This window comes from Ochrobactrum sp. SFR4 (assembly GCF_019730395.1).
In the GTDB taxonomy this organism is placed as follows: Bacteria; Pseudomonadota; Alphaproteobacteria; order Rhizobiales; family Rhizobiaceae; genus Pseudochrobactrum.
On record NZ_JAAPBB010000019.1, the window covers coordinates 26,690 to 38,276 of the forward strand.

The 11,587-nt window shown below is 47.5% G+C and carries 11 protein-coding genes; 4 read left to right on the forward strand and 7 right to left on the reverse strand.

What is annotated here, in order from left to right; translation table 11 throughout:
- Positions 1 to 27: 27 nt before the first annotated feature.
- From HBA93_RS16155 to HBA93_RS16185, 7 genes are read right to left on the reverse strand one after another with little or no spacing between them, the layout of a single operon-like run.
- Positions 28 to 1,038 carry a TrbL/VirB6 family protein gene (locus HBA93_RS16155; protein ID WP_221723932.1) on the reverse strand — a complete coding sequence of 337 codons (1,011 nt, stop codon included), beginning with the start codon at positions 1,036 to 1,038 and terminating at the stop codon, positions 28 to 30.
- Positions 1,039 to 1,052: 14 nt separating this feature from the next.
- A complete protein-coding gene (locus tag HBA93_RS16160) occupies positions 1,053 to 1,280 on the reverse strand; it encodes a hypothetical protein (protein ID WP_221723944.1) in 228 nt (75 codons plus the stop codon).
- The gene (locus HBA93_RS16165) at positions 1,273 to 2,055 is read right to left on the reverse strand and encodes a conjugal transfer protein (protein ID WP_221723933.1); all 783 of its coding nucleotides are present in this window, start codon (positions 2,053 to 2,055) and stop codon (positions 1,273 to 1,275) included. The genes HBA93_RS16160 and HBA93_RS16165 overlap by 8 nt, the downstream gene beginning before the upstream one ends.
- Before the next feature lie 45 nt (positions 2,056 to 2,100).
- Entirely contained in the window at positions 2,101 to 4,536 is a 2,436-nt protein-coding gene (locus HBA93_RS16170; RefSeq protein ID WP_221723934.1) for a VirB4 family type IV secretion/conjugal transfer ATPase, read from the reverse strand.
- A gap of 2 nt (positions 4,537 to 4,538) precedes the next feature.
- Complete coding sequence (locus HBA93_RS16175; RefSeq protein WP_121993318.1) at positions 4,539 to 4,838, reverse strand: VirB3 family type IV secretion system protein; 300 nt, start codon at positions 4,836 to 4,838, stop codon at positions 4,539 to 4,541.
- A complete protein-coding gene (locus tag HBA93_RS16180) occupies positions 4,835 to 5,185 on the reverse strand; it encodes a TrbC/VirB2 family type IV secretion system protein (protein ID WP_221723935.1) in 351 nt (116 codons plus the stop codon). Before HBA93_RS16180 ends, HBA93_RS16175 begins: the two co-directional genes overlap by 4 nt.
- 12 nt (positions 5,186 to 5,197) lie before the next feature.
- Positions 5,198 to 6,121, reverse strand: a complete 924-nt coding sequence (locus HBA93_RS16185; protein ID WP_221723936.1) for a lytic transglycosylase domain-containing protein — start codon at positions 6,119 to 6,121, stop codon at positions 5,198 to 5,200.
- A 407-nt stretch (positions 6,122 to 6,528) separates the two neighbouring features.
- Between HBA93_RS16185 and HBA93_RS16190 the strand changes: the two genes are divergently transcribed.
- The 4 genes from HBA93_RS16190 (at position 6,529) to HBA93_RS16205 (ending at position 11,553) form a co-directional block, all read left to right on the forward strand.
- Positions 6,529 to 7,212, forward strand: coding sequence for a thermonuclease family protein (locus HBA93_RS16190; protein WP_221723937.1), 684 nt, complete (start codon positions 6,529 to 6,531; stop codon positions 7,210 to 7,212).
- Positions 7,213 to 7,735: 523 nt separating this feature from the next.
- Positions 7,736 to 8,176 (forward strand): hypothetical protein, encoded by a 441-nt coding sequence (locus HBA93_RS16195; protein WP_221723938.1) that lies wholly within the window; start codon positions 7,736 to 7,738, stop codon positions 8,174 to 8,176.
- Positions 8,177 to 8,193: 17 nt separating this feature from the next.
- Positions 8,194 to 10,902 (forward strand): type 2 lanthipeptide synthetase LanM, encoded by a 2,709-nt coding sequence (lanM, locus tag HBA93_RS16200; protein ID WP_286201989.1) that lies wholly within the window; start codon positions 8,194 to 8,196, stop codon positions 10,900 to 10,902.
- A gap of 501 nt (positions 10,903 to 11,403) precedes the next feature.
- Positions 11,404 to 11,553 (forward strand): FAD-dependent oxidoreductase, encoded by a 150-nt coding sequence (locus HBA93_RS16205; RefSeq protein ID WP_221723943.1) that lies wholly within the window; start codon positions 11,404 to 11,406, stop codon positions 11,551 to 11,553.
- Positions 11,554 to 11,587: the final 34 nt, after the last annotated feature.

Genomic DNA, 11,587 nt, shown 5'->3' on the forward strand with positions numbered 1-11,587 from the left:
TTGCCCTTGTTCCTCTTGCAGAGCCGCTTAGCGGGGCATGCTGTGGTTGCTGATCTGGCGCTGGATCGCTGATCTGGTTGCTCCGTGCCCTGAATAACCCGTGCCGGCAGGCACAGCCTGACGCGCGCTGTAATAAGGGCTGGTTTGCATGCCGCCGGAGCCGGCCTGAACCGGAAAAATCATTGCCCTGTGGCTGGTCTGCCGGATTGTCTGGCTGATGATTGTGATTGTGCCACTGGCAATGTTCTGTGCCAGAGTACGGATATTCAGCAGCACAAAGGTGCCCGCCATGCAGATCAGGAGGAAACCGGCTAATGTACGCAGATTAAGCTTTTGCGCTTGTGTTGCGGCAGTCAGATTTTGTAATTCAGGCCGGATGGCATAAATCAGGAATGCGCAAACAACATAAAGAAACATCGGTATAAGCGCATATGCCAAAACCTGCCGGAACCAGGCGGCACCATATCCGCGTGACTGTTCAAACAGGAAACAGGCAATGAAAACCGGAGCGGTGGCAACCAATACCCATAACATCAGCTTTGAAAGCATTAAAAGACCGAGCGCGCTCGCAACAAAAGCAAGCGCACATATAATCACAACAATGGAGACCAGAGCAGGTAAAAAACTTGCCGCACCGGATTGTATTGTAAATGCACCAGCGGTCTGATTGGCAATTTTCCACAAATCTGACAGGATTTGTACCGGATCATAGATCCCCGTACCTGTATAAGTGAGGAGGTCACGGCCGATATTTTCCGGCATGGTATTCAGCCAGTTGTAAAGATATGCATTAAAGACGTCCCAGTTTTTGACCATTGTAATGATGATCATCATGCGGACGGTTCTGCTGACAAGCTCACTGACAGAGAGGCGTGAAGTGCCGGTAACCAGCTGCACACCGTAATAGCTGACATAGATAACCAGCATAATATTCAGCAATTGAATGACGGGCGTACTGATGCTTTGGTAGGCACTGCTGGCAAAAAAATTGCCAAGCTGTTCCTGCCTGTCCAGTATTGTCTGCAGGAAATTGATCATCACGCCCCTCTTTTCTAATTTTTCAGAAATGTGCTGATTGCCATATAGGCTGAAACCGGATCCTCATTGACCGGCAGTGCTGCGCCGCAATCGCGTCGGGTATCTTCGGCAAAAGCGGTCAGATTTGCAGGGCGCTTGCAGGGTGCGGTTTTCTCTCTGACTGTTCCGCACCCGGTGATACCCGTTGCCATGATGAGGAAGCCAAGCAAGCGCAGTGTTGTACAGGCAGCAGAATTACTCACTGTAACTCAATGCCTGTTTGGTATTGGAAAGATCCGTGAGATTACGCAGATTGCTGACCTGCTGTGCGGCGTTTGAACCGTTCATAACACCTATCAGCTGATTAAGTGTCTGGCCGGTCTGCACCTGAAGCTGGGAATTCTGGTCAAGTGATCCTTTAATATCCTTCGACTGGCCAATTGTCTGGCTGGCCTGCTGATAGGCTGCCTCGCGTGCAGGAATTGCTGCCTGTGTGCCCTGAATAGAGGCCTGAAGGCTCATCGAGGTTGACATCATCAACTGATAAGACTTGTCATTTGATGTCGTGCTTTTGTCGTTACCGGAAAGGTTCTGTTCCAGATTGAGATTCTTGAAAGATTGCTCCGCTGACTGATTGGTTGCCTGATTGCTGTTGTTTTTATCGTTGCCGTTTTGACTGGTTGACGGTGACGGACTCAGCGTTATGGTCGGACTGATTGTCGGTGTTATGCTGGGGAGCAGGGATGGCGCTTGTGAAGCCGTATATCCGGTGCCGGCACCGGCATTGGCGAGCGGTTTTGTATCCGATGTGCGGTCACCGGTCGAAGCATCAAGCGTCTTTTTGGTGGAGTCATCAATCTTTGTTTCTCTTTCGAGAGATGCTTTTGTTGTTTTATCTATACTCTCTGCGGATGTAGAAGTTTTTCCTGTGTTGAATTCTGTTAAAGGGTCAGATACAATTTGTGCATTTACAATAGAAGATGCGGATAAAATAATTATAAAAGTGACAAAAACTATATTAATATAAGTATTTTTCATTTCATTATCCATTTTAATATTTATATGAATGATTATTTTGTATTTTTAATGCTTTGTATTATTGTTATTATTATTTATCTCCCAGCCGCAAAATTCTGGCAGCCAGCCGGCTGGATCATCACCGTATATTTCACGCAAAGCCGCACATTCCTCGATTGTTTCCTTGCGGCCGGACAGAACTTTGACCAGATCCGGCATGGCCGATAAATCGAGCCGTGCAATGACGGAGTCATTGCCGTGTTTGATGAGAAATGTGCGTTTCTCCGGCGGAGTGTTTTTGATGAAATTGAATTCCTTGAGTGTCAGCCCGAAGCGTTTGATATAGCTTTCTTCGTCAGCTCTCGGATTGGGGAAGTGAATATTGGTGGCGGACTGCTCAATAAGTGTGTGTGATGCTTTGGCTTTGGCAATATCTGCCGCCGACTGTGTGCCGAAGCCGACAATTCCGTTTTTCTTGCGGATGGTTTTCATCTGATCCACAATGAAATTGCTGAATGTCTCATCCATCAGCAACTGCCAGCCTTCATCCATGAAAAACATCACCGGATCGCCCGTCAGAAGCTCGTCAAGCCGATGATAGAGATACATCAGTGCCGGTGTGCGCAGCTCCTCATTGCCCAGAATATTTGTCATATCGAAACCGAAAACATTCCGGCCTGAAAAGGACAGGACATCCTGCGGTGCATTGAAAAGCCAGGCATTTTCGCCGTCATACCAGGGGCGCAGCCGCGAGGCCAGATCATTGGCATTTGCCCGCGCCCTGCCGGTCAGCAGGCCTGAAAGATTAGGCAGATTGCGTTGCTCGGACGGCTCGGCCATCAGGCGGCTGATGGCCTGTTCCAGTGTATCTGTATCTTCCTGTGTGAAATTTCGGTCGTCGCTGGCACGCAGCATGGCTTTCAGCAGGCGCATCAGAAATGTACGGTTCGGGCCGTTATTCTCAATCTGCAGCGGATTAAAGCCGGTCGGGGTGCCAGGGCTGAGTACTTCATAGGAGCCGCCCATGGCCCGCACAAAGATTTCCGCGCCGCGGTCCTTGTCAAAAAATACAGCTTTGGGAGTCGGCCTGATACGCATGGCCTGCGCCAGCAGAAATGTCAGTGCGACGGTTTTGCCGGATCCGGTGGGACCAGTAACCAGAAAATGTCCGATATCGCGCTGATGAAAATTGAACCAGTAAGGTGTCTGCGAGGTTGTCTCAAGAATAGTGACCGGCAATTGCCAGTGCAGCCCTTCGGATTGCCCCGTTGCAAAATTGTGCATAGAGGACAGGCCGGAAAAATTGGAAGAGGCCAGCATGCCTTTCCGCGCAATATAACTGTGATTGCCGGGAAGCTGTGCCCAGAAGGACGCCTCCAGATTAATATCTTCGCGCAGCCAGTTAATATTCATATCTGTCAGGCAGCTGCCCAATTCGGAAATAACACGGCTCAGATCATCCAGTCTGCGCGAGAGGCACAGCAAGCTTAGATGATGATAGCCGAAAACGGCTTCCTGATTCATCAGCGCGTTCAGGGCATAATCAATATCACTTTCAACGGAACTGCCGCCTTCATCTGAAGCCTGTATCTGCCGTTGCAGACGGCTGATCCGCTCCTGAGCAATAGGTTTATCGGCAATGGTGAAACTCTGGGTCAGAATAAATTCATGATTGACCTGCAGCAATCCGTCGAGCATGCCGGGGCCGGTATAAGGCGGATATTCCTTGATGGAAAGCAGTCCGCCAAACCGGCTTTTTTCATCCTCTGCCGCCTGTGCCTGCATGGCACGGCGACCGAAATGCAATCTTGATGTGCCGACATAATTACGAATTCCCATCCGTGGCAGGCGCATTTTTTGTTTTATGCCGCAGGTCAGGATTGTGTTGATAAATTCGCAAGGCTCGGAATAGGGTTCATTTTTCCGGTAAATAATACCGAGGGTGCGGGCACCGTATTTTTGCAACTCCCGCTGCATGTTGCCGGTCAGTTCCTCAAGCTCGGTTACAATCTCATTGCTGTAACGGTTCCGGCTTTCCGCATTGCCTGTTTTGGATAATACGCCATTGATAATATCGCTCAGCCCCAGAGCACCACGCAGATTGGACCGGACAACAGTCAAATAAATTTCATTGGTGAACATATGCTTATGACGCAATTGTTCCAGATAGCTGCTATTCAGCCGGTCACAAAACGGATCGTCAAAACTGCCGTCAATATCCGTTGCTACCTGTCTGCGGATGATGGTTGACCAGAGGGAAAAACGGCTTGAACCGAGCGCACGGATGATCGTGTTTTGTACTTGCGAGCGCATATTCAGCTCTGCCTGATCCTCGGTTTGAAAGAACAGGCCGTTCAGCCGGATGACGGACATGATTGTTCCGTTTTCCAGTCCCAGCACGGTGTCCGAGATATGCCGCATATAGGGAATATGCGTTGCCATCGGCCGTTCTTTATGTGCGGCTTTGCCAAAAGCAAGTTCTTCCCTGATGAGTTTCAACATGTTTATGGTCCGTAAGAATTGGCACCCCAAAAGGCTTTATTGGGTGTTCGGGGGGTCTTGCGGGAAACGACCTGCAAAACATCCAGAGCCTTGTTGTCCCAGGTGCATATGGAAAACAGTACAAGATAGCTGAACGGTGCGAATAGCAGTGACCAGAAGGAGCTGCTGGCCAGCCAGGCGATGACGGTTGCACCGACAACAATGACAACGGCCATATAGGGCACACCCCATAATGTCGGTGAGCGGGTCAAGCCGATGACAAGCGGCGTCATATGCGGCTGAGCATCTTCATAATCGTTCATCTTCCGCCTGCAATCGTGTAGAGCTGATCAACAATGCTTGTAGATCCGAAGACCAGCCCGAAGCCGAGAATGACAGCACCGGCGGTAAACCAGGACAGGCGGCCGGCAAAGGCAAGGAAGCCCAGTCCGATGACTGCAACTGTGGCCAGTGATTTCCCGAATGGTCCCTGAATAAAATTGACTATAGCTTGCATAACCTGCTGTAACGGGCCGAATGCGCCACTCAATCCGCTGCCATCCGCGAAAGCGGTTTCTGTAGTGACAGCTTGTACAGCTATAATAGCTGTACCTATGACCGCGATCCTGACCGCATGACAGCGCCAGATTCTGAGAAGTTTGTTTTTCATTGTTCCCTCCGTTTAAAAACTCATGACACCGCCGACAAAAGTACGGTTTTTCTTCACCGTAATAATGCCGGTCTCTGTTGTGTCTGAGCCGGCTTTGATGATTTTCCGGCTTCCTTTGCTCTCTTTTGGCCTGCCGGCAAAATCCGGAAGACCGAGCTGGTAATTGACGACCTTTGCCACATAGCTGACGGTTTCCGGTAAAGGCGGGATGCCGCCATATTCATAAATACGGTTTTCACCGGCATTGTAGGCCGCGGCTGCAAGCAAAGGATTTTGAAACTCGTCAAGCAGCGCGCGCAGATATTTTATGCCGCCCTCAATATTGGCTTGCGGGTCGCAGACATCCTGAACGCCGAAGCGAATGGCGGTTTCAGGCATGAGCTGCATAGGGCCGCGTGCGCCTTTGCCGGAATTGCGTGACAGGTCAAACCGGCTTTCCGCACGGGCAATCGCTGTGGCAAAACTCGCATCCACGGCATAACGGCGAGCCGTTTCCTCCACCAGTGTTTTGATTTTTTCCGGAGGAAAAGGTGAGGGGCCGCATTCCTGCACCTGTGCCGCAGAGGGAACCGGATCATTCGTTCCGGCTGCAGCTGCCAACCGGTTTTCCTGATGTTTTCGGTCAGTGAAATTAAGCAAGGAGCCGTCCGGAATATAGGTATGGTCCGGCGTGTAAGATGAGTTTGCCGGTGTGGCAGATAAGGGTGTGATCACACCGTCAGCGCCGGTCACGTAATCGGTGCTTTTTGCGAACCACCGCTCGTCAAATCCGGCTGGTTGTCCGTCCGCAGACGGGGAATGGTTTTGAGGGGCGGTCTCAGTTTCTGCAGTTTGAAGGCGGGGTTCTTCGGAGCAGGCATCGCCGGTTTTGAACGCAAGCAAAATCGCGCTGCATATGAACGCGCTTTTTAGAGCGATTTCTGCCTTTGTGATCATGGAATCCCCCCTTGGTCAAATGGCTTGCGTTATTGGGATTGCGGGATAAATCCGGATAATATCAATATTAGAAATGTCTTATTTAAAATCGATTTTTACATGCATTTTTGCAGTGCCGTAATCCCATCTTCGTGGGAATAAAATTGATGATTCAAGTCAGCATTTAAGAGGTGCGGGAAAGAAATATTTTATTTAATCTATTGAAAAGCAATAATATTTTTTACGGAAGTGAGATTGATGAAATACCTGTAAGGCGGCGGGGGCAGAGAGTATGTCTGATTATCAGATGTGATTCCCCCACCTCCGAAGCAAGTACAAAAACTGTTTTGTCTGCCGGTTTGCACCGGCTGGTTTTACGCGTGTTCATATCCCTGTAGCACAAAATGAAAATCATAAAGGATAAAGGAATGAAGCCAGTTTCCGTCATTTTTGCCAGTTTTCTGATCTGCCAGCCGGTATTTGCCGCCGATCCGCTTGCCGGTCCGTCTGCTATGCCTGATGCAGATGCTCCGCAGCCGGTAATATTCCCGATTTTTAGCGACAGAGTTGCAGTTATTGACGGGCGCACGCTCTGGTATCCGCGTTATGAGCAGCGTGTCCGGCTGGCCGGTATTGACGCCTGCGATCTGCCGCAATGGGCAATGAAACCTGAATGGGAGAGGGGGACGTCCAAAGCGCCGTCTCCTGTTCCGTGCGGGGCTTTTGCCAAGGCCTGGCTCAACCGTATCATAGGTGTTTCTGTGGTACGTTGCTCGGTAACAGGCTATGACAAAGACGGTGCTGCCCGTGCCCGGTGTTTTACCGGCGGGCAGGATCTTGCATTGGAAATGCTACGGGTTGGCTGGGCGCGCGTGGTAATGTCTGAGGCCGGTAACAGCGATTATATGCGCTATCAAAGCATTGCTATGGATGCCCGGTATGGCATGTGGGCGACCTATGTTTTGGATATGAAAGAGTGGCGACGCAGGGCTGTCGATAAAACACCGGAACGCCGTCCTCTTGCTGATTTCAATCTTCTGGCAACACGACAGCATGAAATTTCTCCGCCTTTTGCGGCAGCGCGCAACCGGCCGAGAAGAACAGACCGTTAAAGAATTTTTATTTGAAATATTTAGCGACGGAAAAATCTGTACATAATCGTCGTCTTGCATCTTACTTGCCGGCTGTCGCGCCAATGCTGTGCCCGCCAATTCAGCGGCGGGCAGGCTGGAATCCGGTAATTGGTATCTGGATTTAACCGGTTTATACATTCAAATTTTGGCTACAGCAATATTAGCAGCAAATTTGACGGCACCCCATCACGATCATTAAAATTATTGGGTGTAGTTAAATATAGGGATCAATAATATTATCATAATATTTAGCAATATACATATCCTTAAATCTTGTTATATTTTGCCGTACTTCATTATTATCCTGATTGGAGAATAAAATGGTATTATCTAAATTATATGATAAAAAAATTTCCAAATCTGTAGTTGGTGAACGAAAGGAAATAACCACAGAACTCTCATTATGCACACAAGTAAGCGTGTGCCAGACAATGTGGATTGAAGGTTGTAACATAACTGAGTGGGCTGAAGGCGGCTGTAAGTAAAGGATCGGTTGCGCGAAATGACAGAGCTTTTTTCGCGAAGATTCCTTGGCTCTGATAAAATTGTGCAGTTTAAATATTTTACAGATCAATTTAAAGATGAAAAATATGAAATACATGAATTAATTATAGATAACACAGTTATGAAAGCTATTTTATCAATAGATAGTTTTGACAATTTTCATGTATCAATGTTATTTCTTGACAGAATAACGCAATCTCTTGGATTTACACTAATTCAATATATCCGGCACATGCAGAGAAAGCCTGTGCGTTTTCTTTTTATACGACATTTGCAATGGGATTTTTCCGGTCCTGTCAGGCCGTCTCGCCCCTTATATATTACCGCAGAATATTCTTATAACACATTGACGGCAAAGATAGAGCGCTTTGAAATTCATGGTGCCGTTAATAAAAAAGCACAATTTAAATTTTTAGTCGATGTAATAAGTCCAAAATAAAATTTCCTCAGGTAAACATGTACAAGCACGATGTATTTGGAACTGTTTATACACATCTTATAAAAAATATATTGCAAAAATTCTCATGCCTGACTTCTCGTTTTCTTGATAAAAATATCCTTCATAATTTTATTGAAGCTGCATATCTGCCGCTTCTGCGCCAATGCTGGGAGCGTCTTCTCATCGTGGAGATGCATTTTGCAGAGGGCGAAGGTCTGCTCAAGGGTAGCAGCCCAGAAGAACGTTTTGATTATTTTACTGGAGAAATTATCAGTCCTGAGAATATTGCTTTTCTTATTGAGAAATATCCTGCGTTTTGGGCGCGCTGGACAGCACAAACAGAACAGTTTTCTCAAAGTCTTGAAAAGCTGATCTGTCGCATCAATGCTGATATTTTACGGGCAGCAAACCTGTTCTATGCTGATAATCATGCGGTGGTCGAGGAAATTACTTTAACGGGAGACATGCATCGCGGCATGCAACAAACCGCCCGTATCTGCTATCGTAACGGGCAAGGCATTCAGCGGGTTATTTATTATAAGCCGCGGAATCTGGCTATTGACGCGGGGCTTTCCGCGTTTTTTGAATGGTGGAATGAGAATTTCACGATTCAACACAGAGTTCCTGCTATTCTGCAAAAAGACGGCTATGGCTGGGCATGCGCTGTTCTGCAACAGGGATGCGCGGATGAAAATGAACTGTGCGCCTATTATCGTCGTTACGGCTCACTGATCGCTTTGGCCTATATTCTGGGAGCAACTGATCTTCATAAGGAGAATGTGGTTGCCGCAGGTGCCTATCCGGTCATTATTGACTGTGAAACGCTGTTTTCATGTGTTGCTGAAAAGCCGAACGATATTCCGTCCGCTCATCACATTTACACCTCCATGCTGCTGCCTGCATTTCAAAGACGGGGAATGATAGAGATCAGTCCGCTGACCGCGCGCTCGCATCAGGAGGTTGATATTCGGATTATGGCCAATCCGCAGCGTCACGAAAGTCTCATGCAATTGGAACCGCGTAATCTCACCACGGGGAAATGTGAGTGTGAAGTCATGCTCGGTAAGACCCTGGTCTCTGACTTTTCACCTTATGATCATTGTCTGGAAGACGGGTTAAAGCAAACATTGGAATTTATTCTGGCTAACCAGAATATTGTATCTGAAAAACTGCAATATCATATGCAGAAAACAGTAGTCCGTGTGCTGTTTCGGGCAACTCAAAGCTATGTGACAGCTCTCAATAACAGCTGGCATCCGGATGTGCTTATCCGTAATGAGGCGCACCGTGAATTCTGCCGGCTGACTGATCCGTCTCTTAATCCGGACGTTACCGAAGCTGAGTTAAAACAACTTCATAACGGGGATATTCCTTATTTTGAAACGGAGTTTGATACATCCGTCATCAGAACCGGTGCCGGAGAAACGCTTTTTACTTCTGCTGTTGTAACACCTTGTCAAAATATGCAGCGTCAGCTGGCTTGTTTATCTTCCGCTTTCATTAATTCGGCGCTTGAAGATCTGCGCTATTCACTTTTCACCTACCGCTTACGTTATAATAAAATTGATACAGCGAAAGGACGGGACTATGCCTGCCTGTCCACATTGACCAGCCGACAATGGTTCAATGCAATTGCGCAAATCATTCTGGATAAGGTGCAGGATCAGGTTTTGATTTTGGATGAAGGCTATCATTGCTGGCGGACAATATCGGCGACCGGCACTTCCGATTTACAAGCCGGTTTGACCGGAAACGATCTTTATGAGGGCGCCGCCGGTATCGGACTTGCTTTTTATCTGACCGGTTGCCGGCTTAACAAAAGACAATATGTCAATTTTGCCAATATTCTGGCAGATCAAGTTGCCGGATCTCTATATAACAGCCCCTCAGCAAGTCTGGGCGCTTTAAGCGGAGCGGCTGGCTCTTTATGGGCAGTCAGCTTTATACAGCAGGAACGGATATTGCATTTATTGCCGCTTGTGCAGCAGGTTTTGTCGAAGCTCAGCTTCCGTTTTTTATCGCATAAATGGCAGGATTATACAGAGCTTGATTATATTTCAGGTGCCGGCGGCAGTCTCGAAATGCTGCTGCGCCTGTATGACATTTATGCGGACTATCCGGTCTCTTCAACTATATATCAGTTCGCGACTTATCTTTTTGATCATATTGTAAAAACAGGTAATGCGCTTCTTGATGAGAACACACTGCTGGGTTTTGCGCATGGCACTGCAGGTGTATCAGCGGTTCTCGCGCGATATATGCAGTATTTCAGCATCGAGAACCCGCAGGCAATCCGGCTTATTATGCGGAACGTTCAACGTGAGACGGCGTTACGTTCAGAAAATGGCTGGCCACGGCTGGATGCGGATTGTACTGCAAACGCCTCCTGGTGCCATGGCACGGCTGGTTTCGGCTTTTCCCGTTTGCATATCCGCTCTTATATGCCTGCGGATATATTTGCAGCAGATATGCAGATTATTCAGAACCGTTTTGGGGAAGTACAAGGGTCTCTGGGCCTTTGTCATGGTATGATGGCCGATTATTATTTGAAGCGGGCACTGGGTGAGAGTGGCGATGACATACTTCAGCAGATACGCAGAGAGACAGAGACAAACGGTTTTTCTACAAATTTCGGCTTGAACGGCTTTGAACTAACCGGCGCAATGACCGGTGTGACAAGTCTTTTTGCCGGTGCTGCAATCTTTTTGAATTCAAAAATAATCTGATGATGAGAGACGGTTCTGTCGCAAAGTTTTTGGTGCTTAGGATAATATGCTAATAGAGAAGCCTATGTGACTTAAAATTGCCGGCTGGCTGACCATTCAACTGTCTGTATGGCGAATTTTGAATGAGAATTTTGATAAAGCTCGATCGAAGTGGAGCGTACTTTTACGATTATTGGGCGTTTGAAAGCTTTGCGCCAGAACCGCATCATAGGCATATGAAAAACTAAACAGAAGCGACATTGTTTAGTGACCGGATATATACAACAGCCCGATAGGTTTTGGCACTATGTGTGGAGCGACGCATAATGATCTGCGTTTGACGCAAATTATGTGCAATGGATGGCATATTGAACTATTATGATATGGAAAATATTCTGCGAGCGTGATTTTGAGGTCGCTCACAGCACGATTAATTCGTGGTTTTTTACGTAAATGCCGAAGCTCGAGAAGCGGCTAAATTTATTTTCATAGCTAATCTGTATCTCAGCCGCTTGAATTATTATCAATGAAACTGATGCAATGAAGGTTTTAGTTATCGGAGCTGGTGTTGCAGGGCTGACTTGTGCAGCAGAATTGCATAAGGCCGGTTTTGCTGTTCATATTGTCGAATGTCCGACATCAGCGCCCTTGAGACAAAACAGTGTTAATTGAGAAGAGAGGATTTTCGGCTCATGATAGCTCTATC